The organism is Anaerostipes sp. AF04-45, assembly GCF_003461725.1.
In the GTDB taxonomy this organism is placed as follows: Bacteria; Bacillota; Clostridia; order Lachnospirales; family Lachnospiraceae; genus Anaerostipes; species Anaerostipes caccae.
Genome location: NZ_QTXQ01000009.1, coordinates 38,905 through 64,628, shown reverse-complemented (window position 1 = coordinate 64,628; position 25,724 = coordinate 38,905). Strand labels below are relative to the sequence as shown.

The following is a 25,724-nucleotide window of genomic DNA, read 5'->3' as shown; positions in this document are numbered from 1 at the left end:
TGCACAATCCGGGAAATCATCTTACAATAAAATCAAGTATGAGAGAAAGGCAGGATACACAATGCCAAAAAAAATAACAATGGCTGATGTGGCAGAGATGGCGGGAGTGACAAAAAGCACGGTTTCCCGTTATTTTAATGGGGGATATGTCAAAAAGGCTACGAGGGAAAAGATTCAGAAAGTAATCGAAGAATATAATTATGCACCGAATACATTTGCAAGGTTAAAGGCAAAGGAAAGCAATGTGATCGGGGTCGTAGTGCCTACGCTGAATTCCAAGGTTACCAGCCGTGTCATCACAAGCATTGACCGGTATTTAAGGGACAGGAATTATACAACACTGATCAAAAACTCAGATCATGATATTGATCTGGAGCTTTTAAATATACAAAAGCTGATTCATCTGAATGTGGATGGGATTTTGATCAGTTCTATCGCAGTCACAGAGGATCACCGCGATATTTTTGAGCAGACACAGATACCCATTGTTGTCCTGGCTCAGGATTATGAGGACGGGATTTCTATCATCGATGATGATTACAATGCTGGAAAATGTGTGGGAGAATATATCGGGAAAACAGGTCATAAGAACGTTGGATATATTGGTGTTTATGAGACCGATGAGGCCGTAGGTATCCGAAGGCGTCAGGGAGTTCTGGACGGACTTGCGGCATTTGGAATTCATGATCCGCTGATAAAAAAGAGTGATTACAGTTTTCTCGGAGGACAGAAAAATACGAGAGAGATCCTGGAGAAAATGAAGCCGGACGCTATTGTGTGCGCCACTGACCGTCTGGCGTTTGGAGCCTATAAAGTTTTGCAGGAGAAAGGGCTTCGCATCCCGGAAGATATTTCGGTGGTGGGATTTGGCGGATATGACGAGAGCAGTCTTTTAACGCCGGAGCTTACGACACTGAAATTTGATTCCTATGGAATGGGATATCTCGGGGCGGAGACGATTCTCAAGATGATAAAAGAAGAACCGGTATCCAAGAAACAAATCGTAGAGTATAAATTTATAGAAGGTAAGAGCGTAAAAAATCGAACATAGGACTGCAAAAAGGCCATAAGATCCGGATTAAGCTGGATTTTATGACTTTTTTTCTGTCAGAAATGTCTGTCTGTATACGAAATATAGAGTGAAGGCGGGAACTGTTCAGGGGACAGGAGACAAAGTTATGAAAGCAACGGAGAAAAATTATATAAATCTGATCAGGAAAAGGAGGGAGGAAGGGCTGCTCTATGCCGTGGAAACCTACGGATGGGTTATTCAGTCTGTGGTTAGGAAGCATTTTATTGAGGAAGCCACCATCGAAGAGATATCAGCGGAAATGGGATTAAATGAAAGTACGATCTATCAGAGAATATCAAGAGGAAGAAAAAAGCTCAGAAAACATAAAGAGATCAGGGAGGCAGGACAATGAATATATATCGCATCTTAAATAAGATAAAAACAAAGATTCCGGAGAGCGAGAGAGATCTGGAAGATCAGGAAATGACAGACCAAATGAAGACGATGGCAAGAAAGATTGCAGGGAAACAGAAACGGCGGCAGGCTTTTTTTAAGAAGGCAGCGGCAGCGGCCATTGTTGTGATTATTGGAGGAGGAACTGCCGTGGCAGCTTCCGGAGGCTGGGGAAATCTGATACCCAAATTATTTAACAGCACGCTCATCGGAAAAGGCACAGAGACGGATCTGGAGGAGTACAGCGGAAGTGACAAAGTAATGGCAGAGGCTGAAAGTAAAAATATTAAAGTGAAAGTGGTACAGTCGGCAGCCTCCAAAGGTATGATTTATATACTGCTGAAAACAGAACTTCCGGAAAACCAGACATTTAAGGAAGATCAGATTTTCAAATACAGTCTTTTAAAGACCGGAGCAAAAGATGACCCAAAGAAGAAAGAAATGACAGGGATGAACGCGGACCGGCTGCTGCTGGTACAGAAAAAAGAGAATATCGGATGGTTTATATTACAGGCAGAGAGATCTGGTCATGATTTTAAAAATCAGAAGATCATGTTGTCACTGGAGGGATTTACATCTACCCATACAACGGCAGAAGATTTGATTTTTGAGAATCCCAAAGGCTCATGGAAGCTGACCTGGAAAGTGGAAAACAGCAAAATGGAAACGGCAGAGGTTCATGTGGATAAAGAATATCATTTCCAAAACGGAAAGGAAATCATAAAGAAGATAGAGATTACTCCATTTTATTTCAGGGTTTATCATGGCAAAAAGGGCAGTTCGGAGGATAATTCCAATTTACCGGAATGTTCTTTAAGGATCAAGGATGGAACGGTCAAAAAGCTTCACTGGTCTTACAGTCAGGGGGCTGACAGGTCGGCAAACGGATATGCTTTTCATCAAAGTGATTTTACAGAGCTGATAAATCCTGACAACGTAGAGGCGGTCATTATAGGAGGCAATGAAATATCGGTTTCAAAAAATAAATAATCGATAAATAGATTAAGACTTTGTAGAAGACTCCCAAACAGGAGTCTTCTATTTTGTGCAATTTTTTGTGGAACCGATACCAGAAAAGTGTTGACGTAGAGAAAGAATCGTCCTATAATACAAATATGGAACCGATGCCACAAATATCGTAAGGAGGATAAGAGAAAACTATGGATTATGCAAAGATTGCAAGCCAGGTCATCGCTAACGTAGGCGGAAAAGAGAATATCAAATCTGTGGCGCACTGTGCGACCAGGCTGCGTTTTCAGCTGAAGAATAATGATTTGAGAAATGAAGAGGCCATCAGTGACCTGGATGGGGTAAAAGGTGTCTTTTTAACCCAGTCACAGTTCCAGATTATTTTTGGATCAGGACTCGTAAATCTGATCTGTGACGAAGTACAGAAACAGATCGGGGATGTTTCCTCAGCCGCAGGGGAAGAGGAGAAAGAAGAAAAGCAGGGCTCTGTTGTACAGCGTTTTGTAAAGATGCTGAGTGATATTTTTGTCCCGATTATCCCGGCCATTGTGGCAGGCGGTCTTCTGATGGGACTTAATAATATTTTGACGGCGGGATTATTCGACGGCAGATCGATCATTGAATTATATCCCCAGTGGAAGGGGTTGACTCAGGCGGTCAATACATTCGCCAACGCACCGTTTACCTTTCTCCCAGTACTGATCGGATTCAGCGCCACGAAGAAGTTTGGAGGCAATCCGTTTTTAGGTGCGGCCATGGGTATGATCATGGTTCACCCGGATCTTTTAAATGCCTATCAGATCGGCATCGGGCAGGCACCGGTGTGGGATATCTTCGGATTCAACATTCAGGCGATCGGTTATCAGGGAACAGTACTTCCTGTACTGGCAATTTCCTGGATTCTGGCTCAGATTGAACAAAGGCTTCACAAAGTAACACCTACCTGGCTTGACAATCTTACGACACCATTGCTTTCTATCATTATAACTGCATTTTTAACATTCATCTGTGTGGGACCGGTATTAAGAGAAGCAGGCAACTTATTAGCAGACGGAATCACATGGGTTTACAATACTCTCGGCGCTGTGGGAGGCGGACTCTTTGGTCTTGTATACGCACCGATCACGATGACAGGGCTTCACCACAGCTTTATTGCCATCGAGACTCAGCTTCTGGCCGCAAAGGCAGTGACCGGAGGAAGCTTCATCTTTACAACGGCAAGTATGAACAATGTTGCACAGGGAGCGGCAGTTTTAGCAGTCCTCTTCCTCACAAAAGACCAGAAACAGAAGTCTATTTGTTCTGCATCCGGAGTCTCCGCATTATTGGGAATTACGGAGCCGGCGATGTTTGGCGTGACACTGAAATTGAAATATCCTTTCTACGCGGCGATCATTGGTTCCGCAGTGGGAAGTGCATACGCAGCAGCTACCAAAACACTGGCACAGGCATTGGGAGCAGCGGGACTTCCCGGATTTATCTCCATGAAACCGGATCATTTTCTTCACTTTGGAATCGGATTGATCCTCTCCATGGTGATTTCAGCGGGGCTCACCGTTGTGTTCTGGAAAAAGTACAACCTTGGCGGAAATGAAAAAACAAGAAAGCCGGTACAGTCTTCTGAGGAAACAGCAGAAATTCCGGAACAGGCAGAAACAGCGGAAACAGTGCTTTACTCCCCGATGAATGGGGAAGTGCTTCCCATCACGGAGTCCGAAGATGAAGCATTCGCATCGAAAGCCATGGGAGACGGCGTGGCCGTCAATCCTTCTGAGGGCACAGTGTATGCGCCGTGTGACGGTACGATAACGATGATCTTTCCGACAAAACATGCGATTGCGATTCAGGCAGAAACGGGAAAGAGTTTTCTGATTCATGCGGGAATTGACACCGTAAAGATGGAAGGGGAAGGCTTTGAGACGTTCGCAGAAGCCGGAACGAAGGTAAAACAGGGAGATAAGATCCTTACGTTTGATATAGATCTCGTGAAAGAAAAGGGTTACAGTCCTCAGACTATGATGATGCTGGCAGAGGGAGACGGACAGGTGGAAGTCATTCCAAAGACGGATGCAGATACGAAAACACAGGTTATGATCGTTAGATAAGAGGGAAATCATGTTTAAGAAGTATAATAAAGTATTGAAAGAAGACTATGAAAAGTGGTATGCTGAACATGAAAGTGACAGAGAAGAGACAGCGAAAGATCCGATGCGGCTTAAATTTCACCTGATGCCTAAGACCGGATGGCTCAACGATCCCAACGGACTGTGCCAGTTTCACGGCACCTACCATATCTATTATCAGTACACCCCGTTTGAACCGACCGGAGAACTGAAGCTTTGGGGGCATTATACGACAAAAGATTTTATTTCTTATATAGATGAAGGACCGGTATTATTTCCGGATTCGGAGTTTGACGCTCACGGCGTCTACTCCGGTTCCGCCTTTGTAAAAGGAGATACGATTCACTATTTCTATACAGGGAATATCAAGTATTTTGACAGGGATGATTACGATTACATCAACTCAGGGCGTGGCAGCAACACGATTCATGTGGCCAGCAAAGACGGATATCATTTTTCTGAAAAAGACCTTTTAATGACCACGGACGATTATCCTGAGGATATGAGCTGCCATGTGCGGGACCCGAAGATCATCCGGCGGGGGGATGATTACTATATGGTCCAGGGAGCCAGGGATATAGACAGTCATGGACTGATCCTGATGTTTCATTCAAAGGATCTGTCTCATTGGGAGTATTTTGACCGGATCGTTCCGAAAGAACCGTTCGGTTATATGTGGGAGTGTCCGGACTTGTTCGAACTGGACGGACAGATGATGCTGATCACATGCCCTCAGGGGGTAGAACCGAAAGGCATTGACTACCAGAATGTTCATCAGTGTACAGCGGTGAAGATGGATTATGACTTTGAGAACAAATCATATGAGATCTGCGATAATTCAGAGTTTCAGCAGTTAGACAGGGGCTTTGATTTTTACGCACCCCAGACCTTTGAGGACGAGAAGGGACGCCGTATCCTGATCGGATGGATGGGGATTCCGGATGCCGATTACACGAATCCGACCGTTGAGCATGGATGGCAGCACGCACTGACAATCCCAAGGGAACTGCACATAAAGGATGGAAGGATCATTCAGCAGCCCATAAAGGAGATGGAACAGATGAGAAAAGGAGAACTGATCTGTACATTTTCTGAACAGGGCAGGATGGAGAGCAATCTGAAACTGTATGAAGCAGAGGTTCGATTCAGACATTGCGCTGATATGGTTCTGACTTTAAAGGAAGGCGTTACCTTATCCTATGACAGCGGAATGCTCACCCTTGATCTGGGGGATTTTGGTGAGGGCAGGACGACAAGATGTGCCGCATTGGATGAATTAAAAGACCTGCGGATTTTCGCAGACACTACTTCTCTTGAAATTTTTGTAAACGGCGGTGAAGAAGTCTTTACCACCAGGGTATACAGCAGCCAGGGAAAGCTTAGCATAGACGGGGACTGTTCGGGTACCATGAAGATCTATTGCCTGCGGCCTCTGGAGATAGGAGAAAGAGAATGACCAGAAAATTATGCGGAATCGGAGAGGCACTGATTGATTTTATTCCGGAAGTGAAAGGACAGAGATTAAAGGATGTACCGTCCTTTACCAGAGTAGCAGGAGGGGCTCCTGCCAATGTAGCCGGTGCGGTGACGAAACTTGGGATTCCGTCCAAGTTTTTGACAAAACTTGGAGACGATCCCTTCGGTGATTATATAGTTGAAGTACTTGATGAGGCTGGAATTGACACAAGTCATATTAAACGGGACAAAGAAGCAGAGACGGCTCTGGCCTTTGTCTCTCTGGCATCAGACGGAAACAGGGATTTTAAGTTTTACCGCAAAAACAGCGCAGATCTCCGCTACAGTGTCTATGACATTGAGCCGGATGTTCTGGATGACTGCGGGATGATCCATTTCTGCAGCGTAGACTTGGTGAATTCACCCATGAAAGATGCACATAAGAAATTAATTGACATGGCAAACGGCAAAGACGTGCTTGTATCATTTGATCCAAACCTCCGTTTTTCACTGTGGGATGACTTACAGGAACTGAAAGAGACAGTCAATGAATTTTTGCCTTTTGCGGATATTATAAAAATCTCAGATGAAGAACTGGAGTTTATCACAGGACATACGGATATAAGGGAGGCAGTGTCTGACCTGCTGAACGGAAGGACGAAGTATGTCATCTATACAAAAGGAAAAGACGGTGCGGAGATCTATACGAAACATGGAATGACGGAAGCACCGGGATATTCCATTGACGTAAGAGATACGACCGGAGCCGGTGATTCCTTTATCGGAGCATTTTTATACCAGCTTCTGAGGGATAATGTGACGGATCTGGAAGCGGTGAATTTCGGGACTTTAAAGGAGTATCTGGATTTTGCCAACGCCTATGCGGCTTATACTACAACCAGGGAAGGAGCGCTGGCAGCCATGGCAGACGCCAGGGAATTTGCCGATTTCAGAAAGAACCTGCAGTAAATTAAAATATATAAAACGTGAAAAGCCAATGAGTCTTTGAAAAAAGGATTCGCTGGCTTTTTTCTATTTTTTACGAATAGATCTAGGATGAAATTGAAAATACATCTTGACACATTATACTATGTAATATATAGTATAATGCATAAGGAGGCGATAGATTGAATACACAGTTGAAAAAAGGTTTTTTAGAGTTTTGTATTCTGGCTGCCCTCTGTGAGGATGACTCCTATGGTTACCAGATCATCAAAGATGTATCGGGATGTATTAAGATTTCCGAGTCAACGCTGTATCCGATTCTGAAACGTCTGGAAAGCAGCGGATATCTGGATACTTACACGGTGGAACACAACAGCCGTCTCAGAAAGTATTACAGGATAACAGAAAAGGGAAGAGACCATATCAGAGAATTTTTGGATGAGTGGCAGCAGATCATGGGTATTTATGAGTTTGTGAAAGGAGCGGCAGAACATGAGTAAAGAAGAGTTTTTAGGAAGTCTTAACCGGCTTTTAAAAAGTCTTGGGAAGAGTGAGAGAGAAAAATCGCTCTCCTATTACAATGAGATCATTGACGATTATATGGAGGACGGATATACGGAGGAGCAAGCTGTAGAGCAGATCGGGAATCCGGGGCTGATCGCACAGGAGATTCTGGAGGAACAGCAGTCACAGATGAAGGCGCCGATGTCCCGGGGGACGAAAGTCTTGGTCGCAGTTTTGCTGGTCCTTGGTTTTCCGCTTTGGGGTTCCCTGATGCTTGCGGGATTTTGTATTGTGCTGTCAGCGGTGCTGCTGGTCTTGTCTGCCTACATTGTCATTTGGTGTATTCCGCTGTGCACCGGAGCAGTCTCAGTGGCGGGCCTGATTCTGTCAGTAGTCAGTATGGGCGGCGCGGCAGTCATCGTTTTCCAGAATTCTGCGGCAGGGGTCATTCAGCTGGGCGTCGGCATGTTGTCTGCCGGTATTTTCATCCTGACAGGTCTGCTGACATGGGTTTTAGGAAAATATTTTGTAAAAGTAACAGCCAGTTTCAGTAAATGGCTGGCGGGGACAGTTACCAGGATAAGGAGGAAAAACGTATGAGTATCAGCAGTTTTAAAAAGAAATGTCTTATATTGAGTGCGGTATTTCTGATCATAGGGTCTGTCCTTATAGGAGCCGGCTGGAGCATGGCAGATTTTAAGGCGGAGAATGTGAAGGAAGAGGGAACACCGAAGTGGTACCGGACATTTCATGCAGATGAGCAGGGAACATGGATCGGCATCCGGCTTAAAAAGGGTGTGTACCTTCTTACTTTCGGCGACAGCGGTGAATATTGATTTGTAATAGATCTAACATAGTTTTGTTACAAATTTCTCCTTAGGCTTTGCTATAATAAACAGACAACCTGACAGGAGGAATGGTTATGGGAATAAGACGGAAACAGCTGATGGGAATTTTTCTGTCTGCTGCGTTGGCAGCAGGAAGTATTTTGGTCCCGGTTTCAGCGAAAGAAAAGACAGATGTCACAGATCTGCTGAAAGTAAAAAACAGAACAGAGTATAACAAAGGCAGAAGGGCAGCCGGGAAGAACCAGGCGGAGATTCACGTTAAAAAGTACCGCTCCATAGGTGAGATGCCGGGTGAAGAAGGATACAAGTACAGCTCCTCATGGCAGGGCAAAACAGTTAAAATCTATGCAGATCAATCCGGACTGCTCGTAATCGGAGGTGAATCTGAAGATATGGCTGATGCCTGTGGTACGTTATATGATGCTTCAGGAAAAGAGGTAAAGGAATATCAGAAGGAAGGACTTCTTATGAAGGTTGTTTCTGCAGGAACAGTGTATTCCCTAAAACTACCCGAAAAGTTTAGAAGTTTTACCGTAGAAGCCGATCTGATGGAAGATCATCAAAAGGTGTTAAGGAAAAATGATTCTTATGTGCAGACAGCCACCGGAGGTTATTTTTATCATGAGTTTACTCTGAAAAAAAGATCTATGGCGATGCTGCCGATACTTCCCTTTACAGACCAGAAGCTGTCATATAATATACAGCGGAAGACAAAGGCCGGATGGAAGATGCTTTCAAAAACCAAGACAGCTGATGATGATTATGAGAAGGCCTTATCCAGGTCTGTTTATGGATTGGCGAAGGGGAATTACAGAGCTGCCGTGAAGGGGAAGACGGGTACGCCGTATCTGATTGGTTATGTTCCCGAAACGGTTGTGAAGAAATATAAGACAAAAAAGTCAAAAGCTAAAAAAATTACGCTGGAAAGCTTTCAGACAGATTTGTATACAGATACAGAAAGAGCTTCCAGATGGTATCGGATCTCCAGAAAGACAGCGAAAAAGAAACGTTACATTGAAATCAGTACTTCCATGAATTCTGGAAAACTGAAGTTTACAATTTATAAAAAAGGCAGAAAAAAACCACTGAAGATTTATAAACTCTCAGGACAGAAGGAAAGAAAATATCGTCTGAAGCATGGGGCGGGAACGTATTATATAAAAGTCTCCAAAATCGGAAAGAATACAAATGGTGTTTACAGCATTGATTATCTGTAATGAAGGAAAAGGAGACGATCAAATGGAATTTCAGAGTGAAGATCACCGGATTTTTGCCAAAGATCAAGAAGGACATGTGATAGCAGAAGTAACATTTCCCGAAGTGTCTGAAGGCACGGCCGTCATAGAACATACCTTTGTAGATGATTCCCTGCGGGGACAGGGAGTGGCCGGAGAACTATTGGAAACGGCGGCAGAACAGCTGGAAGAAAGAGGGATGAAGGTAATCCCAACCTGTTCCTATGCGGTGCGGTGGTTTGAAAAGCACCCGGAATACCGGATACTTTTGAAATCTTAGACGGCGGACTGAATGCCAAAACTAAAAAAGGATATGAGAACTGTACTGAAAACAGTTCTCATATCCTTTTTTGCTGAGAAAATTTTCCTGCGGGCAAATTGTATTGACTTTTGTACATAAGTGTTATATTATAAAGATGAACAAAATAACAGTATATGTTCAAATGAACAAAAAGAGGTGATGACATGGATATGCAGAGAAGAACTATGACTATGATCAGCAAGCTGTATTATGAAGAAAATATGACCCAGCAGCAGATCGCAAAGCAGACCGGATTGTCAAGAATGAAAGTATCCAGAATTCTTCAGAAGGCGAAGGAAGAAGGTATCGTAAGGATCATCATAGATTATTCCGGCGTTTATCCGGAACTGGAACAGGACATCAAAGGAAAATATAAGTTAAAGGATGTGGTCATCGTAGACACATCCATCGGAAATTCTTCAAAGGAACAGGTAGCCTCCGCTGCTGCCTATTATCTGGAACGGCATTTGGAATCCGGTTCTACAGTCGCCGTCGGGTGGGGGTCCACGATGCGTCTGATCCCGGATTATATTCAGAAGATGGATGATCCGGAGCTGTTGTTTTCACCGATCATCGGAGGACACGGACAGAGCGAACTGGATATGCACGCTACGACCATAGCGTCCAACCTGGCAAAAAAAACAGGGGGAAGATCGCTGTCCCTGATCGCTCCGGCACTTGTGAAAAATAAAGAAGAGAAAACATTTTTGTCAGACGACAACCAGGTAAAACGTGTAATCGAGCGCACATCTCAGGCAGAATATGCGGTTTTCAGTCTTGGCAATCCGCTGGCAAAGGACAGCAGTATCAAAAAGTCGGGCTACATATCTGAGGCAGACTTAAGACAGTTGGAAAAGGAGGACGCTATCTGTGATGTTGTCTCTGTTGTTTTCCTGGATAAGAACAGCCAAATATGCTGTGAAAATATTACCGAGAGGTGCATAGGGATTACCGAAGAACAGTTAAAAAAAATTCCCAATAAGATCTGTGTGGTAGAGAGCAGAGAAAAATATGACTCCGTGAGATCCGCGCTGGAGGCAGGATATATCGATATATTGGTCACGGACCAGGATACGGCGGAGTATTTGTCCAAATAATTTTAAGGACCGCAAAACCGGTCTTTGAAAATAAATAAAAAGGAAAGGAGGTGGATGACATGAAGGAATACCATATTTTGATCGCCTGCGGGAGCGGTATTGCTACCAGCACGGTGATTGCCAACCGGGTTAAGAATCTCTGCGAGGACAATGGATTTAAAGTAAAAGTACAGCAGGTAAAAATTGTGGAGGTAGAAAAAATGGCTCCGGAATTTGACCTGATCGTTGCGAGCACGCGAGTTCCTGAAACAGTAACGACACCGTCGGTATTTGCCATTAACTATCTGACAGGGATCAAACCGGAAGCTGTTGATGAACAAATTCTGACGGTCTTAAGAGGTCTGGAAGAATGAGGATGTATGATGGAGGTAAAACATGGAATATGTAACAATGGCGGAAGGCCTTGAGTTTTCCAGAGTGGTGCTTGGTTTTTGGAGACTTCTGGACTGGAATCTTTCAACCGATGAATTGATCCGCTATCTGGAAGAATGTCTTGACCTGGGGATCACGACGATGGATCACGCAGATATTTACGGGGACTACACGGTCGAAGAGAAATTCGGGGAAGCCATGAAAAAAAGGCCGGATCTCAGAGACAAAATGCAGATTATTTCAAAGTGCGGAATTGTCTACAAGTCAGAAACTGCACGTGTCAAATATTATAATTACGGTACAGACTACATCATCGGACAGGTGGAGAAATCTTTGAAATATATGGGGATTGATCACCTGGACACACTGCTCCTGCACCGTCCGAGTCCGTTTATGGACCCGGAAGAGATCAGCAGAGCGTTTGAAACCCTTTTAAAGGAAGGAAAAGTAAGGACCTTTGGAGTATCGAATTTTCTGCCGGACGAATTCCGCCTGCTGAAATCTTATCTCACTGTACCTTTGATCACGAATCAGATCGAACTTTCTCCGCTCAGGATGGGAAATATGGAAAACGGAGTCATGAATCTTTGCCTGGAAGAGAGGATTCATCCTATGCTCTGGTCTCCGCTTGCCGGAGGCAGGATCTTTACCGGGCAGGGAGAAGAGGAAATAAGGCTCAGAGAAGTTTTAGAAGTCATCCGGGAGGAGATCGGTGCGGAAGATATCGATGAAGTGGCCTTCGCATGGCTGTTCTCCCATCCGGCAAAGCCGATTCCGATTACAGGTTCAGGAGAAATCGGATTGGCAGAGAGACCAGTCAAAGCATTGAAATACCGGCTGACGCCAGAACAGTGGTTTATGATCTGGACGGCAGTCAAGGGCCACAAAGTACCGTAGATGAATGAGGGTACAATGGGAGGAATTGTATGGAAATATTAAATTTTATATTGGGATTGGGTTCCACAGTTATGCTGCCGATCATTATTTTCGTGTTCGGACTCATCATGAGGGCTGGATTTTCAAAATCATTTAAGTCCGGTGTGACCATAGGAATCGGATTCACAGGAATCAACCTGGTCATTACGCTGCTGACGGATCAGCTGGGTCCGGTGGCGCAGGCCATGACGAAACGCCTGGGACTGGACCTTCAGGTCATCGATATCGGATGGCCGGCCATGTCGTCCATTTCCTGGGCGTGGGCAGCGGCAGGTCTGATGATACCGATTGGACTCGTGATCAACTTCGTGATGCTCACGCTGAAACTTACGAAGACTATGAACGTGGACATTTGGAATTACTGGCAGTTCGCTTTCGTTGGATATGCGGTGACAACCGTGAGCGGAAGTCTGCCGATGGGAATTATTGCAGCCAGTGCACTTTCCATTCTGGCTCTGATCCTTGCAGATTATACCCAGCCTTTTGTGGAAAAGTTCTTCGGTATGCCGGGCATTTCATTTCCGCATCTGACGGCACTTGGATTTCTGCCGCTGGTCGTGCCTTTAAACTGGCTGATTGACAAGATTCCGGGACTCAATAAGCTGAATGCAAATCCGGAGACCATCAGAAAACGATTCGGTATCTTTGGAGAGCCGATGTCCATGGGGCTGATCATCGGCCTTGCGCTGGGCCTTTTAGGGGGACAGAAAATTGATGCCATCTTACAGCTTGCCATCACAATGGCAGCAGTCATGTATCTCATGCCGAAGATGGTAGCAATCCTGATGGAAGGGCTGATTCCAATCTCAGAGGCAGCCAGGGAGTTTATGGCAAAGCATTTCGGAGACAGAGAAATCTTTATCGGACTGGATGCGGCAGTTTCACTCGGAGAGCCGTCAGTTATTGCTGTCGGGCTTCTGCTCGTGCCGATCACAATCCTTCTGGCGATTGTGCTGCCTGGAAATAAACTGCTGCCGTTTGCAGATCTGGCGGTGATCCCGTTCATCGTATGCCTGATCACTGCCATGTCAAAGGGAAATGTCATCCGGGCACTGATCGTGGGAACGGTCGTTATGGCATGTGTATTACTGATGGCAACGAATCTGGCGCCGATCGAGACACAGATGGCCCTGACTGCAGGAATCAAAATGCCGGCGGGAGCTTCCCAGATCGGAAACCTGGACCGGGCAAACCTGATTTCATGGCTTTTCGTTAAGGTATTTTCACTGTTCGGCTAAACAACACATTTATTTATGAATTAAAGGAGAACAAAGATTATGGAAATGACAAAACAAGAATTTTTAAGCAAAGTGGACCACTCATTGTTAAAACCTCAGCTGACGAGGGAAGAGATTATGGAAGGACTTCAGTTTGCAAAGGAGAATCACTGTGCATCTGTCTGCATTAACCCGTGCAATCTGGATATGGCAAGAGAAGTACTTGCAGGTACGGACGTAAAGATTGGAACCGTGATCGGATTTCCTTCCGGAGCACATACGACGTTTTCAAAAGTGGCGGAGGCAGTGGATGCTTATGCAAGAGGGGCAGTGGAGCTTGATATGGTCATTGATATCGGGGCACTGAGGAATGGTGAATACGAGGATGTAAAAAAGGACATCGAGGCAGTGGTCAATGCGACACCGGGCATTGTAAAAGTCATTCTTGAGACAGCGTTTCTTACCAAAGAAGAAATCAGGAAAGGCTGTGAGCTGACAGAAGAAGCAGGAGCTGCTTACGTAAAGACATCCACAGGTTTTGCGCCGTCCGGGGCTGCAGCAGAGGATATCAGACTCATGAGGGAGACAGTTTCAGAAAAAGTCCATGTGAAAGCCGCAGGGGGAATCAATAACCTGGCAGACTGTATGGCTATGATCGAGGCGGGATCTGACCGGATCGGCATCAGCAGGACAAAAGCGATCCTGGAAGAATTCTAAGAGGAGAGTGATGTTATGAGAGAGACTTCTTTACTGCTGGCCGGAGGCATGAAGAAAGAAAAAGCCCAAAAGGCGGCAGAGCTTCTGAAAGAAGGACTGAAAGAAAAGAACATAATGGCCGAGGTGACATTTGTAAATACATATGAGGTGACGGACTTAAAAAGTCTGGAAGAAGGCCATGATATGGTGATCTCTACTGCTACAGGCAATCTGAATACATCGCTTCCGGTACTGCAGGGATTGTGTCTTTTATATCCATGGATGGGGACCGGGAAACTGTATGAGGAAGTAGAAAAGAATCTTTAAGGCAAATAAAGGGAGGAAACAGAATGGAGCAGATTTTCAGAGAAGATCTCATCTGGCTGGATGAAACGTTTGAAGACAAAGACCAGTTTTTTGATAAGATCGGGAAAAGGCTTTATGAAAAAGGCAAAGTAAAGGAAAGTTTTGCCGATGGGCTGAAGAGCAGGGAAGCAGTTTATCCTACAGGTCTAAAGACCGAATCATATGAGATTGCGATTCCGCATACGGATGTGGAACATGTAAGAGAGGTATCCATATCTTTTGTAAGATTTAAAGAAACGGTTTTGTTTTCGCACATGGGAGAGCCTGAAATCCAGGTGAACGCAAAGTTTGCTTTTGTTCTGGGCGTTAAAGAGCCGAGTCAGCAGGTGGAGGTGCTGAGTACTCTGGTTTTGCTGATATCCAATGAAGCAGAAATGGCTAAGCTCGAAGTTCTGAATTCACCGGCGCAGATTTGTGCACTGCTGAATGAATTTTTCAAAGAGCATATACAGAAAGGGTTAAAATGATGAAGATACAGCGCAGAAAGAAAAAAGAAACACTCATAGACAGTCTTCATTTGGGGCGAAGCGTCGGCAGAGCATTTCTTTCTTACAGATGTATTATATCATAACCGGGCACTATTTTCCAGGGACTTGCGATGCAGGTCCCTGTTGTCTGAATGAGAGGAGGTTTTTTGATGGAGATTGACTTAAAAAAGCTGGAGGGAGCCTGCTCCTGCCAAAGAGAACATCACGCAGATATTGATAAGATTCTTTTGGAGGAGGGAGCTGTCGAAAAACTGCCGCTTTTGCTGAAAGATACACCTTATCAGAATCTTGTCATGATCTGCGATGAAAATACTTATGAAATAGCCGGGAAACAGACGGAACAGCTGCTTCATATTTCAGAAACAGTCATGCTGAAGGGGAGCGGGGTCCATGCGGATGAAACCAGTGTGGCATATGTGATGGGACAGCTGAAAGGAAGAGAACGGCCGGATGCATTGATCACGGTCGGGTCCGGCACGCTTCACGACATTACCAGATACTGTGCCTTTGACCTTGGAATACCGTTTATATCTGTGCCGACGGCTGCCAGTGTGGATGGCTACACATCTACAGTTGCGGCTATGACACTTCAGGGATTTAAAAAGACAGTGCCCTCCTGTGCGCCGAAGATCATTGCGGCAGACAGCAGGGTGCTGAAAGAAGCTCCGCTCCGCCTTACAGCTTCGGGTGTAGGTGACCTGCTGGGGAAATATACGGCGCTTGCGGACTGGAAGCTGGCACATCTGCTGACAGGAGAATATTTTTGCCCGAGAGTCTGTGGCTTTGAGGAAGAGGCTCTTGAGATTATGTGTAAAAGTCTTCCGGGACTAAAGAAGGGTGAGATATCTGCTTATGAACAGCTCATGTACGGTCTCCTGCTTTCCGGACTGGCGATCCAGATGGTGGGGAATTCCCGTCCTGCTTCAGGGACAGAGCATCATATGTCTCATCTGTGGGAGATGGAGGCAGTCAATTCCTGTCTTGATTTTTACCACGGAGAAAAAGTAGGCACCGGCCTGGTCATCTCTTCTGAGATTTATCACAGAGCAGCAGAATGTCTGAGAAATGGCCGTTACGGTATAAAAAGATCTGTGCCTTTAGAGAAAGAACTGATAAGGAAATGCTTTGCAGGCAGGGGATTGAATGATATTATATTAGAAGAGAATCAACCGAATGTGCTGGATCAGATTTCACCCTCTGTACTGAAAGAAAAAGAAGACCGGATCATAGAGATCCTTGAGCAGGTGCCGAAGGCAGAAACGTTAAGGGCATATCTTGACCAGGCCGGCGGAGTCAGTTCCCTGGAAGACCTTGGACTTGAAAAGAGGATGAAAGCATTGACAGCCAGAGTATCTCCATATGTCCGGCAGCGGCTGACTTTCATGCGGATATTAAAATACTATGATTTTTATGAGTCAGTGATTCAGGGATAAGGAAAGGAAAATTATGAGGACAGGGAAATATTGCAGGGAATGTCTGTTTCGGAGTGAAGAGCGGAAAGTGGAACAGGAGCAGAACGAAGAGAAGAAACAGCTGTTTCTTGACCAGGTGAGGGCAGTTTTAAGAGATGAGGATTTAGAATTGTCTCCGCCGGAATATCTGGCTGAATTTACAGAACTGTATGAGCGGCATTTTGGGGAGCAGACAGCCTTTGATCCGCTGAAGAAGCATTTTAATGAACTGATGCTTAAAAAAGAGCCGGAGATCAGAAGAAGAATTGAGGCGTCAGAAGATCCGGTGGCCACAGCGATTCGGGCAGCGCAGGCGGGAAACTACATAGACTATATCGCTCTGGGCGAGGTTGACGGGGATCAGTTGGAACAGCTTCTGTTTCAAAACGGAGAAAAGGGGCTGAAACCTGAGGTTTACGATTCCTTTCGGACAGATCTGAGTTCTGCAGAAAACCTTGTCTATATTACAGATAACTGCGGTGAGATCGTGGTGGATAAGGTTTTGATCCAGGAACTGAAAAAATCATATCCCCAGGTTAATGTCACAGTGATTGTTCGCGGAGCATGTGTGGCGAATGATGCGTCTATGGAGGATGCAGTACAGGTGGGTCTTCCTGACGAAGCCAGGGTGATTGGAAATGGTACGAGAATCGCAGGGACCAGCTTAAACAGGATCAGCAGGGAAGCAAAAGAATTGATTGAGAGAGCTGACTTGATCATAGCAAAAGGACAGGGAAATTATGAAACTTTATCCGGATGCGGGCTGAACGTATATTATCTTTTCTTGTGCAAATGCGATTATTTTGTAAAGCGGTTTGAGGGGGAATATCTGCAGCATATGTTTATAAAGGAAATGTAAAAAATTTTTCAAAAGCTCCATAATAAATAGTATCCTGCTTCTGACGGGATACTATTTTTATATGGAGGAAAAGTTTATGGAATCAAATATTTATGGTTATGCCCGTGTGTCAACCAGGGACCAAAATGAGAGCAGACAGCTTCTTGCACTGGAAGCGTTCGGGGTGGAGAGTAAGAAGATTTACCTGGACAAATTGAGCGGAAAAAACTTTGACAGACCTAGTTACAGGAAACTGACAAAGATACTGAGGAGGGGAGATGTACTGGTGATCCAGAGCATAGACAGGCTTGGGCGGAACTACGGCGAAATCCTGGAGCAGTGGAGGATCGTCACGAAAGAAATCAAAGCCGATATCGTTGTTCTCGATATGCCGCTTTTGGATACGAGAAAAAAACAGGATGATCTCACAGGCACATTTATCGCCGATCTGGTACTTCAGATCTTAAGCTATGTGGCCCAGACAGAACGGGAAAACATAAAGAAGCGCCAACAGGAAGGAATCAGAGCGGCCAAACTGAGAGGCGTTCATTTTGGGAGGCCGAGGAAACCGATACCGGAGAAATTTTATGAATTAAAAGAAAAGTGGAAACGGGGTGAAATCTCATCGAGAAAAGCCGCTGCACAGCTTCAGATTGCCCAGGATACATTTCTTAGGTGGGTGAGAGGACAGAAGTAAAAGAAATGGTAGAGATTATCATTCAGTCCATTTTATACATAAAACTGCAAAAAATATTGATATTTTAAGAGATAAATTCATTTCTTACAGTATACATTGAGTGAACGAAAAAGTCTGCTTTATCGTTCGCTGGAGGTAAGATATGATACAGAAGAAAAAAGATTTGAGGAACAGGCTTTTAGAATATTTGGCAGAGGAGGCGGGCTGTCAGGAAATGTCCGATCTGCCTACCAGTTTTTGGTTTCCTGTGGCATGTTTTATCGCCGGTTCTGTTAAGGCTGAACGTTTCAGCGCGAGGGAATGGAATGAGGCTGTCAGATATCTGACGGGGGAGAATATTCGGTTTGCTTCTCCCGTGCAGGCACAGAAATTTTTAGAAGTAAATAAGGACAATTTTCATACGGATAAAAAGGCAGGTAAAAGGATGTAATGTCTGTTGCAGACGGATGTTGTATGGGGTAAGATATTGTAGGAAGAAAACTAAAATATCACTTATATAATATCCAGGAGGTTTTATGAAATCATACAGAGAAGTACTGCATTTTCATCTGCCGTCCAGACGGGGGATTGTAAATATTACGGATAAAGTCCAGGATGCTGTGGATAAAAGCGGTGTAAAAGAAGGCATGGTGTTGGTAAATGCCATGAATATCACGGCAAGTGTTTTCATCAATGACGATGAATCCGGACTGCACCATGACTATGAGAAATGGCTTGAGAAACTGGCACCGGAAAAGCCTTACAGCCAGTACCGGCATAACGGATTTGAGGACAATGCGGATGCCCATCTGAAACGGACGGTCATGGGCAGGGAAGCTGTTGTAGCCATTACCGAAGGGCGTCTGGATTTCGGGACATGGGAACAGATTTTTTATTATGAGTTCGACGGCAGACGGGACAAGCGTGTGCTGATCAAAATTATCGGAGAATGATATGGAAAACCAATGGATCAGAACAGAACTGCTTTTGGGAGAAGAAGCGGTGGAAAGATTAAAAAATTCCCGTGTGGCCGTATTCGGTGTCGGGGGAGTTGGCGGATATGTGGCAGAGGCATTGGCAAGGACCGGTGTCGGAACTTTTGACCTGATCGATAAGGATACGGTGTCCGTTTCCAATATCAACCGTCAGATCATCGCCACGCACAGCACTGTCGGCAGGGTCAAAGTGGAAGTCATGAAGGAAAGGATACTGGAGATTAACCCGGAGGCAGAGGTTCATATCCACAAGTGTTTTTTTCTGCCGGAAAATGCATCGGAATTTGATTTCAGCAAGTATTCTTATGTGGTAGACGCAGTAGACACGGTGACTGCAAAGATCGAACTTGTGATGCAGGCACAGAAAGCCGGTGTACCGATCATCAGCAGTATGGGAGCAGGCAACAAGCTGGACCCGTCAAAATTTGAGGTGACAGATATCTATAAGACATCTGTCTGCCCGCTGGCAAGAGTGATGCGCAGGGAACTGAAAAAGAGAGACGTGAAACATTTGAAAGTAGTCTATTCCACGGAAAAGGCACTGGAGCCTAAGTTTGACCTTTCAGAGAAGGAAGGAAGAAGGGCAGTGCCGGGAAGTGTTGCATTTGTACCCTCTGCAGCAGGTCTGATTGCGGCAGGGGAAGTCATCAATGATTTGATCTGTAATAGACAATGATATGATAAAAAAGCTGTTTGGCCTGAAAGCCGACAGCTTCTTTTATTATGGGGGAATTTTATGAGTTATTCACCCCTATTTCCGTGGCACTTTTGAAATGCGCTCCTCCAATAGAGGTAAATAACTTCCGAAAAGTGGCACCTTTTTTTGACAGAGGTCCTTCTCCAACAGACATTACGTCCATTTTCAACACGATTGGAGTGAGGCATTCTAAGAGCCGAACGGAAATCATGTGGAAAATGTCATAGAATTCCAATGACACTTTGTATTCCAAGGCTTACCAAAGTTATAGCTGCCCAGCAGCAGAATCCCATAAAAATCGGTTTTGCTCCGGTTTTTATAAGTTTTACAATGTGAGTATTCAGTCCGATGGCCGCCATTGCCATAACGATAAAAAACTTGCTTAGATTCTTTAAAGGATCTGTCACTGCAGGAGAAAGCGAAAAAACAGTTGTGATAACAGAGGCAAGGATAAAAAACAGTACAAACATCGGAAAAACTTGCTTCAGGCTGAAATTTGAGCCGCTTTCTTCCAATGCTTCTTCCTTTTTCCCGGCACGGAAAATCGCAAGCGCCAGAGTGATCGGAATAATTGCCAGAGTTCTTGTAAGTTTCACAATCGTTGCAGCATTCAATGTATTGCTGCCATGAACTCCATCCCATGCTGCTGCGGTGGCAGTGACGGAGGATGTATCGTTGACGGCTGTGCCTGCAAACAGTCCAAAGCCTTCATTGGACAGGTGAAGCATATTTCCGAGTGCTGGAAATACAAGAGCAGCAATCACATTGAACAGAAAGATAACGGAGATAGACTGTGCAATCTCCTCATCATCGGCTTCGATCACAGGTGCTGTGGCCGCGATGGCAGAGCCTCCGCAGATGGAAGAACCTACGCCGATCAGTGCAGAAACTTTGGGATCCATGTGAAGAAGTCTGTACAACAGGAACGACACGATCAAAGAAGTAGTGATGGTAGACAAAATGATGGGCAGGGACTGCTGCCCTTTTGCCAGGATATCGGTAAGATTCATGCCGAATCCGAGGAGGATGACTGCATACTGTAATATTTTCTTTGAGGTAAAGGCAATTCCGGGCTGCATGGTACCTTTGTCTTTGATGAGCAGCGTCAATACCATGCCGATTAAAATAGCAAATACAGGGCCTCCGATCACCGGGACCAGATTTCCCAGAAACCATGCGGGCACAGAGATTCCGATACAGAGCAGAAGCCCTGACCAATGGACTTTTAAAAAATTCATAACTATGATCCTCTTTCTTTCATTTTTTATAATCGCTGGGGACAGCGACAGAAAAAATTATATCATGACATGATGATAATATAAAATTATATATAATTATAATATGATAATTTATTTTGATGATTTTGGCTGTGAAATAAAAGAATATATACATTTCTCATAATTTCTATTGAATAAACCGTTCATATATGTTAATCTGACTGTATACATAGTCAAAGAATGAAAAGGAGATACATTTAAGTGAGCGGAGCAAAATTAACAGAAGCAGAATCAGTAGTAATGAGATGTATTTGGAATTATGAGAAAGAAGAGATCCCGTTTTTGACATTAATAGAAGAGCTGAAGGATAAGTATGGTAAAGATTACAAGAGAACGACTGTGCGCACATTTCTTTTTGATCTGGAAGCAAAGGGATATGCGGTGGTTGAGAGACGGGGCAAATTTTCGTATGTGAAGCCGGTTGTCAAAAAAGATGACTACAAGAAAGTCAAGGCAGAAGAGGTATTGGATATCTGGTTTGACGGATCAGCAAAAAAATTTATCAGTGCTCTCAGCGAGAGAATATCTGAGGATGAGGGTCAAAAACTGAACAAACTGCTGGACGAATTGGATGCCGATTGATCTGACAGAGTATCAGAGGCAGGAAAAGTTCAGAATAGGAGAGAAGAGACATTCTGATTTGCAGGGATGTCTTTTTTTATAGATATTCAAGACAAAGGAGAATGATATGCTGGATTTTAGGATTTTTACATTTCTTGAAGTATGTAAACAGATGAATTTTACAAAGGCAGCTAAGAAACTGAATATTACACAGCCTGCGGTGTCACAGCATATAAGATGGCTTGAAAAGGAATACGGGATAAAGCTGTTTGAGATGGAAGGGAAAAAGCTGAGTCTTACCGAAGAAGGAGATCTGTTCCGGAATGCGGCTATGACATTTCAGCACGATGAGATGTACTTAAAACATAAAATTCAGGAAATAAAAAAGGGAAAACGCAGGATTTATTTCGGAGCCACTTTGACGATCGGAGATTTTATTCTTCCCCGTGCAGCTGCTGAATTTATTAAAATGCATCCCGACACAGAAGTTTCCATAAGGATCGCAAATACAGAGGATCTCTTGAATCAGCTGGATCAGGGCGAGATTGATTTTGCCATGGTTGAAGGATATTTTGAAAAGAAGGAATATGATTACCGCATATATTCCAGGGAATCCTATATTGCTGTCTGCGGAAGAGACTATTGTTTTCAAAAGGAACCGGAGGTGCTGGAAGATCTGCTTTCTGAACCTTTGATAACAAGAGAGGCGGGATCAGGTACGAGAGAGATTATGGAAAAAAGTCTGGATGGAAGGAACTTAAAGATCGGAGACTTTAAGAAAAACCACGAGGCCAGCAGTCTGCATATGATAAAAAAACTGGTGGCTGAAGGGTGTGGGATTACCTTCCTGTATGAGGCAGCCGCAGGAGAAGAATTAAGAGACGGTATACTGAGAAAACTGGAATTAAAAGATTTTCCGGTAGTTCATGATTTTACATTCGTGTGGAGGAATCATAGCATTTTTTCACAAGATTACCTTAATATATTCAACAGTTTGCACAAAGATGATGAATATACAATATAAATAGACAATAAATTAACGAATACTGTTGACATAACTTTCACAAAGTGATACTATTAGCTCACAAATATTTAGCTTACAAAGTATTGGCAGGCTAATAGTAGGGATGCTAATAAGTTCTAATGTAAGAGCAAACAGGAGGAAAAAAGAAAATGGTTGAATTTAAATTGACAAAAGAACAGCTGCTTGCACAGCAGATGTTCAGAGATTTTGCAGAAACAGAAATCAAACCAATTGCCAGAGATATGGATGAAACAGAAGAATTCAGCATGGAACTGCTTGAGAAGATGAAGAAATTTGGTCTTATGGGAATTCCATATTCCAAAGAATACGGCGGAGAGGGTGCCGATGTCCTAACATATACACTCTGCATGGAAGAGATGTCTAAAGCAGACGCTTCCACAGGAATCACGATTTCCGTACATACCTCATTATGCTGTTCCTGCATCAATGATTTTGCTTCCGAAGAGCAGAAACAGAAATTCCTTCGTCCGCTGGTTGACGGGTCTAAAGTGGGATGCTTTGGTCTTACAGAGCCTGGAGCGGGTACAGATGCCAGCGGTGTGAAGACAAGTGCTGTGCTGGACGGTGATCATTATATATTAAACGGACAGAAAGTATTTACCACAAACTCAGGTTTTGCCGACACTTTTATCATTTTTGCATTGACAGACAAGAGTGCGGGAACAAGAGGAATGTCTGCATTTATCGTTGACAGGAACACACCGGGATTAGAAGTCAGCAAGAACATTCCGCGTATGGGTATCCGTGCTGCTTCCAACTGTGAAGTTGCCCTGGTTGATGTAAGGGTACCCAAAGAAAATGTGATCGCAGGTGAAGGAAAAGGATATAAGATCGCGATGTCTGCACTGGCAGGCGGAAGGATCGGGATCGGAGCTCAGTCCGTAGGAATTGCACAGGGTGCACTGGACGAAGCCATCAAATATGTAAAAGAAAGAAAACAGTTTGGAAAACCGATTGCGAAATTCCAGAATACACAGTTCCTGATCGCAGAACTTCAGGTGAAAATTGACGCTGCACGCCTTATGGTATGGAGAGCGGCAAAAGCCAAAGACGATCATGAAAATTATGCTCCGCTGGCAGCATCCTGCAAATTATTTGCATCCGATGTGGCAGTGGAAGTGACAAGAGCAGCTGTACAGCTTCTCGGAGGATACGGTTACTCCAGAGAATATCCGGTTGAGAGAATGTATCGTGACGCCAAGATCACAGAGATTTATGAAGGTACATCTGAGGCCATGAAGATGATCGTAGGCGGCGGATTGTTAAGATAAGCTTAGAGCGGAAGGAGAATATAGAGATGAAAATCGTTGTTTGTGCAAAACAAGTACCAGATACAACTGAAGTAAAATTAGATCCAAAGACGAATACCCTGATCAGAGACGGTGTTCCAAGTATCATCAATCCGGATGATAAGGCGGGGATCGAAGCTGCCCTGCAGTTAAAAGAAAAATGCCCGGGAAGCACGGTGACTGTTATTTCCATGGGACCGCCTCAGGCAGATGTGGCATTGAGAGAAGCGCTTGCTATGGGATGTGATGACGCAGTTCTTGTCTCTGACAGAGCGTTCGGGGGAGCAGACACATGGGCTACCTCTTCCACAATCGCAGCGGCTATCAAAAAATTAGATTATGATGTGATCATCACAGGACGCCAGGCAATCGACGGTGACACTGCACAGGTAGGTCCGCAGATTGCAGAGCACCTTGGGATTCCTCAGGTGAGCTACGTGGAAGAATTGGATGTGGAAGGGACTGACACCCTGGTTGTACAGAGACAGTTTGAAGACCGCCATCAGATTATTGAAGTAAAAACTCCTTGTCTGATCACAGCGCTGGCTGAATTGGCAGATCCGAGATATATGACGGTTCACGGTGCATTTGATGCATACAGAGAAAAAGAGGTCAAAGTCTGGGGACTTGCAGATTTGGAAGACACCGTAGATCAGGCAAACATTGGATTAAAAGGATCTCCTACAAGAGTAAAGAAATCCTTTACAAAGCAGGCCAAAGGTGCAGGAACCATTTTAAAAGATTTATCAGCAGACGAAGCAGTAACAGCGATTGTTGATAAACTTCAGGAAAAGCACATCATTTAAGCGAGGAGGAGAATGAAAAATGAGCAGAGACGTATACGTATTCGCTGAACAGAGAGACGGCGAACTTCAGAAAGTCGGAATCGAATTAGTTGGCAAAGCAAGAGAACTGGCAGATGATCTTGGACAGCAGGTTGCTGCAGTGCTGCTCGGGTCAGGCGTGAAAGATAAAGCGCAGGAACTGATTGCCTGCGGAGCAGATAAAGTCGTTGTTGTAGATGATGTTATGCTGGAAGAGTATGTGACAGAGCCTTATACAAAGGCACTTACAGCGGTGATCAATGCAAAAGATCCCGAGATCGTGCTTTATGGGGCATCTTCCATCGGACGTGACCTTGCACCGAGAGTATCTGCAAGAATTCACACAGGACTGACAGCAGACTGTACTGCACTCGAAATTGATGAGGAGACAAAGCTTCTTATGATGACCCGTCCGGCATTCGGCGGAAATATCATGGCAACGATCGTATGTGAAGATTTCCGTCCTCAGATGGCAACCGTCCGTCCGGGTGTTATGAAAGCGCTGGAAAGCGATGCATCCAGAAGCGGTGAAGTTGAAGAATTCAAGGTGAAATTCTCTGATGCAGACATGAATGTAAAGGTACGTGAGACCGTGAAGACGGCTCATAAATCTGTGGATATCACAGAAGCGAAGATCCTTGTTTCCGGAGGACGCGGGATCGGAAGCGCAGAGAAATTTAAGATGTTAGAGGAACTTGCCGGTGTTATGGAAGGCGAAGTATCTTCTTCCAGAGCATGTGTGGATTCAGGATGGATCAGCGCTGACCGCCAGGTCGGACAGACAGGAAAGACGGTTCGTCCGGAATTATATCTGGCCTGCGGTATTTCAGGAGCCATCCAGCATGCAGCTGGTATGGAAAATTCTGATTTTATCGTTGCTATCAACCGCGATGAAGATGCGCCGATCTTTGACATTGCGGATCTTGGAATCGTAGGAGACTTAAATGCGATCGTGCCGAAGCTTACGGAAGCGGTTAAAGCTGTGAAAGCTAAATAAGATACATAGAAATAAATATATATGATACAATTAAGAAGGAAAATACCGAGGGAGTTT

30 protein-coding genes are annotated in these 25,724 nt (G+C 44.5%); 29 read left to right on the top strand and 1 reads right to left on the bottom strand.

Features of this window, described 5'->3' with window-relative positions; genetic code table 11:
• Positions 1-61 precede the first annotated feature (61 nt).
• The 24 genes from DWV34_RS13570 to DWV34_RS13455 all read left to right on the top strand — a co-directional run bounded on the left by DWV34_RS13570 (position 62) and on the right by DWV34_RS13455 (position 19,653).
• Complete coding sequence (locus DWV34_RS13570) at positions 62-1,051, top strand: LacI family DNA-binding transcriptional regulator (protein WP_022261155.1); 990 nt, start codon at positions 62-64, stop codon at positions 1,049-1,051.
• A gap of 127 nt (positions 1,052-1,178) precedes the next feature.
• Entirely contained in the window at positions 1,179-1,424 is a 246-nt protein-coding gene (locus DWV34_RS13565; protein WP_118476512.1) for an RNA polymerase sigma factor, read from the top strand.
• Positions 1,421-2,455 carry a hypothetical protein gene (locus DWV34_RS13560; RefSeq protein WP_006566005.1) on the top strand — a complete coding sequence of 345 codons (1,035 nt, stop codon included), beginning with the start codon at positions 1,421-1,423 and terminating at the stop codon, positions 2,453-2,455. Before DWV34_RS13565 ends, DWV34_RS13560 begins: the two co-directional genes overlap by 4 nt.
• Before the next feature lie 170 nt (positions 2,456-2,625).
• Positions 2,626-4,539, top strand: a complete 1,914-nt coding sequence (locus DWV34_RS13555) for a sucrose-specific PTS transporter subunit IIBC (RefSeq protein WP_118476510.1) — start codon at positions 2,626-2,628, stop codon at positions 4,537-4,539.
• A 10-nt stretch (positions 4,540-4,549) separates the two neighbouring features.
• On the top strand, positions 4,550-6,013 hold the full coding sequence (locus DWV34_RS13550; RefSeq protein WP_118476508.1) for a glycoside hydrolase family 32 protein: 1,464 nt from the start codon (positions 4,550-4,552) through the stop codon (positions 6,011-6,013).
• The gene (locus tag DWV34_RS13545; RefSeq protein WP_118476506.1) at positions 6,010-6,981 is read left to right on the top strand and encodes a carbohydrate kinase family protein; all 972 of its coding nucleotides are present in this window, start codon (positions 6,010-6,012) and stop codon (positions 6,979-6,981) included. Before DWV34_RS13550 ends, DWV34_RS13545 begins: the two co-directional genes overlap by 4 nt.
• A 158-nt stretch (positions 6,982-7,139) precedes the next feature.
• Positions 7,140-7,457: a PadR family transcriptional regulator gene (locus DWV34_RS13540; RefSeq protein ID WP_006566001.1), complete on the top strand. Its 318-nt coding sequence runs from the start codon at positions 7,140-7,142 to the stop codon at positions 7,455-7,457.
• Complete coding sequence (locus tag DWV34_RS13535) at positions 7,450-8,061, top strand: DUF1700 domain-containing protein (RefSeq protein ID WP_009288908.1); 612 nt, start codon at positions 7,450-7,452, stop codon at positions 8,059-8,061. The genes DWV34_RS13540 and DWV34_RS13535 overlap by 8 nt, the downstream gene beginning before the upstream one ends.
• Complete coding sequence (locus DWV34_RS13530; RefSeq protein WP_009288907.1) at positions 8,058-8,297, top strand: hypothetical protein; 240 nt, start codon at positions 8,058-8,060, stop codon at positions 8,295-8,297. The genes DWV34_RS13535 and DWV34_RS13530 overlap by 4 nt, the downstream gene beginning before the upstream one ends.
• A gap of 86 nt (positions 8,298-8,383) precedes the next feature.
• Entirely contained in the window at positions 8,384-9,526 is a 1,143-nt protein-coding gene (locus DWV34_RS13525; RefSeq protein WP_009288906.1) for a hypothetical protein, read from the top strand.
• A 22-nt stretch (positions 9,527-9,548) separates the two neighbouring features.
• Positions 9,549-9,824, top strand: coding sequence for a GNAT family N-acetyltransferase (locus DWV34_RS13520; RefSeq protein ID WP_118476528.1), 276 nt, complete (start codon positions 9,549-9,551; stop codon positions 9,822-9,824).
• 185 nt (positions 9,825-10,009) lie between these two features.
• A complete protein-coding gene (locus DWV34_RS13515) occupies positions 10,010-10,942 on the top strand; it encodes a sugar-binding transcriptional regulator (protein ID WP_006565995.1) in 933 nt (310 codons plus the stop codon).
• A gap of 59 nt (positions 10,943-11,001) precedes the next feature.
• On the top strand, positions 11,002-11,295 hold the full coding sequence (locus tag DWV34_RS13510) for a PTS sugar transporter subunit IIB (protein ID WP_006565994.1): 294 nt from the start codon (positions 11,002-11,004) through the stop codon (positions 11,293-11,295).
• Between the two features lie 22 nt (positions 11,296-11,317).
• A complete protein-coding gene (locus DWV34_RS13505) occupies positions 11,318-12,211 on the top strand; it encodes an aldo/keto reductase (protein ID WP_009288903.1) in 894 nt (297 codons plus the stop codon).
• A gap of 29 nt (positions 12,212-12,240) precedes the next feature.
• Entirely contained in the window at positions 12,241-13,488 is a 1,248-nt protein-coding gene (locus DWV34_RS13500) for a PTS galactitol transporter subunit IIC (protein WP_118476504.1), read from the top strand.
• Between the two features lie 39 nt (positions 13,489-13,527).
• Positions 13,528-14,184 carry a deoxyribose-phosphate aldolase gene (gene deoC, locus DWV34_RS13495; protein WP_006565991.1) on the top strand — a complete coding sequence of 219 codons (657 nt, stop codon included), beginning with the start codon at positions 13,528-13,530 and terminating at the stop codon, positions 14,182-14,184.
• Positions 14,185-14,199: 15 nt separating this feature from the next.
• Entirely contained in the window at positions 14,200-14,490 is a 291-nt protein-coding gene (locus DWV34_RS13490; protein ID WP_006565990.1) for a hypothetical protein, read from the top strand.
• Positions 14,491-14,513: 23 nt separating this feature from the next.
• Positions 14,514-14,996, top strand: coding sequence for a PTS sugar transporter subunit IIA (locus DWV34_RS13485; RefSeq protein WP_118476502.1), 483 nt, complete (start codon positions 14,514-14,516; stop codon positions 14,994-14,996).
• Between the two features lie 170 nt (positions 14,997-15,166).
• Complete coding sequence (locus DWV34_RS13480; RefSeq protein ID WP_118476500.1) at positions 15,167-16,450, top strand: sn-glycerol-1-phosphate dehydrogenase; 1,284 nt, start codon at positions 15,167-15,169, stop codon at positions 16,448-16,450.
• Between the two features lie 13 nt (positions 16,451-16,463).
• Positions 16,464-17,327: a damage-control phosphatase ARMT1 family protein gene (locus DWV34_RS13475; protein WP_009288899.1), complete on the top strand. Its 864-nt coding sequence runs from the start codon at positions 16,464-16,466 to the stop codon at positions 17,325-17,327.
• 76 nt (positions 17,328-17,403) lie between these two features.
• On the top strand, positions 17,404-18,003 hold the full coding sequence (locus tag DWV34_RS13470) for a recombinase family protein (RefSeq protein ID WP_009288898.1): 600 nt from the start codon (positions 17,404-17,406) through the stop codon (positions 18,001-18,003).
• Between the two features lie 142 nt (positions 18,004-18,145).
• On the top strand, positions 18,146-18,433 hold the full coding sequence (locus tag DWV34_RS13465) for a hypothetical protein (protein ID WP_006565985.1): 288 nt from the start codon (positions 18,146-18,148) through the stop codon (positions 18,431-18,433).
• A gap of 85 nt (positions 18,434-18,518) precedes the next feature.
• On the top strand, positions 18,519-18,935 hold the full coding sequence (locus tag DWV34_RS13460; protein ID WP_009288897.1) for a secondary thiamine-phosphate synthase enzyme YjbQ: 417 nt from the start codon (positions 18,519-18,521) through the stop codon (positions 18,933-18,935).
• 1 nt (position 18,936) lies between these two features.
• Positions 18,937-19,653, top strand: a complete 717-nt coding sequence (locus DWV34_RS13455; protein WP_118476498.1) for a tRNA threonylcarbamoyladenosine dehydratase — start codon at positions 18,937-18,939, stop codon at positions 19,651-19,653.
• 242 nt (positions 19,654-19,895) lie between these two features.
• Here the strand turns inward: DWV34_RS13455 and DWV34_RS13450 are convergent, their stop codons facing one another.
• Positions 19,896-20,912, bottom strand: a complete 1,017-nt coding sequence (locus tag DWV34_RS13450) for a YeiH family protein (RefSeq protein WP_118476496.1) — start codon at positions 20,910-20,912, stop codon at positions 19,896-19,898.
• 240 nt (positions 20,913-21,152) lie between these two features.
• Between DWV34_RS13450 and DWV34_RS13445 the strand changes: the two genes are divergently transcribed.
• The 5 genes from DWV34_RS13445 to DWV34_RS13425 all read left to right on the top strand — a co-directional run bounded on the left by DWV34_RS13445 (position 21,153) and on the right by DWV34_RS13425 (position 25,667).
• Entirely contained in the window at positions 21,153-21,533 is a 381-nt protein-coding gene (locus DWV34_RS13445) for a BlaI/MecI/CopY family transcriptional regulator (protein ID WP_006565981.1), read from the top strand.
• A 106-nt stretch (positions 21,534-21,639) separates the two neighbouring features.
• Positions 21,640-22,536: a LysR family transcriptional regulator gene (locus DWV34_RS13440; RefSeq protein ID WP_118476494.1), complete on the top strand. Its 897-nt coding sequence runs from the start codon at positions 21,640-21,642 to the stop codon at positions 22,534-22,536.
• Positions 22,537-22,685: 149 nt separating this feature from the next.
• Positions 22,686-23,828, top strand: a complete 1,143-nt coding sequence (locus tag DWV34_RS13435) for an acyl-CoA dehydrogenase family protein (protein WP_006565979.1) — start codon at positions 22,686-22,688, stop codon at positions 23,826-23,828.
• A gap of 26 nt (positions 23,829-23,854) precedes the next feature.
• Complete coding sequence (locus tag DWV34_RS13430; RefSeq protein WP_009288893.1) at positions 23,855-24,652, top strand: electron transfer flavoprotein subunit beta/FixA family protein; 798 nt, start codon at positions 23,855-23,857, stop codon at positions 24,650-24,652.
• Between the two features lie 19 nt (positions 24,653-24,671).
• Positions 24,672-25,667: an electron transfer flavoprotein subunit alpha/FixB family protein gene (locus DWV34_RS13425; protein ID WP_009288892.1), complete on the top strand. Its 996-nt coding sequence runs from the start codon at positions 24,672-24,674 to the stop codon at positions 25,665-25,667.
• Positions 25,668-25,724: the final 57 nt, after the last annotated feature.

Coding starts and splice junctions, on each gene's coding strand:
- DWV34_RS13570 (WP_022261155.1), top strand. CDS start 62: ATGCCAAAAAAAATAACAATGGCTGATGTGGCAGAGATGGCGGGAGTG.
- DWV34_RS13565 (WP_118476512.1), top strand. CDS start 1,179: ATGAAAGCAACGGAGAAAAATTATATAAATCTGATCAGGAAAAGGAGG.
- DWV34_RS13560 (WP_006566005.1), top strand. CDS start 1,421: ATGAATATATATCGCATCTTAAATAAGATAAAAACAAAGATTCCGGAG.
- DWV34_RS13555 (WP_118476510.1), top strand. CDS start 2,626: ATGGATTATGCAAAGATTGCAAGCCAGGTCATCGCTAACGTAGGCGGA.
- DWV34_RS13550 (WP_118476508.1), top strand. CDS start 4,550: ATGTTTAAGAAGTATAATAAAGTATTGAAAGAAGACTATGAAAAGTGG.
- DWV34_RS13545 (WP_118476506.1), top strand. CDS start 6,010: ATGACCAGAAAATTATGCGGAATCGGAGAGGCACTGATTGATTTTATT.
- DWV34_RS13535 (WP_009288908.1), top strand. CDS start 7,450: ATGAGTAAAGAAGAGTTTTTAGGAAGTCTTAACCGGCTTTTAAAAAGT.
- DWV34_RS13530 (WP_009288907.1), top strand. CDS start 8,058: ATGAGTATCAGCAGTTTTAAAAAGAAATGTCTTATATTGAGTGCGGTA.
- DWV34_RS13525 (WP_009288906.1), top strand. CDS start 8,384: ATGGGAATAAGACGGAAACAGCTGATGGGAATTTTTCTGTCTGCTGCG.
- DWV34_RS13520 (WP_118476528.1), top strand. CDS start 9,549: ATGGAATTTCAGAGTGAAGATCACCGGATTTTTGCCAAAGATCAAGAA.
- DWV34_RS13515 (WP_006565995.1), top strand. CDS start 10,010: ATGGATATGCAGAGAAGAACTATGACTATGATCAGCAAGCTGTATTAT.
- DWV34_RS13510 (WP_006565994.1), top strand. CDS start 11,002: ATGAAGGAATACCATATTTTGATCGCCTGCGGGAGCGGTATTGCTACC.
- DWV34_RS13505 (WP_009288903.1), top strand. CDS start 11,318: ATGGAATATGTAACAATGGCGGAAGGCCTTGAGTTTTCCAGAGTGGTG.
- DWV34_RS13500 (WP_118476504.1), top strand. CDS start 12,241: ATGGAAATATTAAATTTTATATTGGGATTGGGTTCCACAGTTATGCTG.
- deoC (WP_006565991.1), top strand. CDS start 13,528: ATGGAAATGACAAAACAAGAATTTTTAAGCAAAGTGGACCACTCATTG.
- DWV34_RS13490 (WP_006565990.1), top strand. CDS start 14,200: ATGAGAGAGACTTCTTTACTGCTGGCCGGAGGCATGAAGAAAGAAAAA.
- DWV34_RS13485 (WP_118476502.1), top strand. CDS start 14,514: ATGGAGCAGATTTTCAGAGAAGATCTCATCTGGCTGGATGAAACGTTT.
- DWV34_RS13480 (WP_118476500.1), top strand. CDS start 15,167: ATGGAGATTGACTTAAAAAAGCTGGAGGGAGCCTGCTCCTGCCAAAGA.
- DWV34_RS13475 (WP_009288899.1), top strand. CDS start 16,464: ATGAGGACAGGGAAATATTGCAGGGAATGTCTGTTTCGGAGTGAAGAG.
- DWV34_RS13470 (WP_009288898.1), top strand. CDS start 17,404: ATGGAATCAAATATTTATGGTTATGCCCGTGTGTCAACCAGGGACCAA.
- DWV34_RS13465 (WP_006565985.1), top strand. CDS start 18,146: ATGATACAGAAGAAAAAAGATTTGAGGAACAGGCTTTTAGAATATTTG.
- DWV34_RS13460 (WP_009288897.1), top strand. CDS start 18,519: ATGAAATCATACAGAGAAGTACTGCATTTTCATCTGCCGTCCAGACGG.
- DWV34_RS13455 (WP_118476498.1), top strand. CDS start 18,937: ATGGAAAACCAATGGATCAGAACAGAACTGCTTTTGGGAGAAGAAGCG.
- DWV34_RS13450 (WP_118476496.1), bottom strand. CDS start 20,912: ATGAATTTTTTAAAAGTCCATTGGTCAGGGCTTCTGCTCTGTATCGGA.
- DWV34_RS13440 (WP_118476494.1), top strand. CDS start 21,640: ATGCTGGATTTTAGGATTTTTACATTTCTTGAAGTATGTAAACAGATG.
- DWV34_RS13435 (WP_006565979.1), top strand. CDS start 22,686: ATGGTTGAATTTAAATTGACAAAAGAACAGCTGCTTGCACAGCAGATG.
- DWV34_RS13430 (WP_009288893.1), top strand. CDS start 23,855: ATGAAAATCGTTGTTTGTGCAAAACAAGTACCAGATACAACTGAAGTA.
- DWV34_RS13425 (WP_009288892.1), top strand. CDS start 24,672: ATGAGCAGAGACGTATACGTATTCGCTGAACAGAGAGACGGCGAACTT.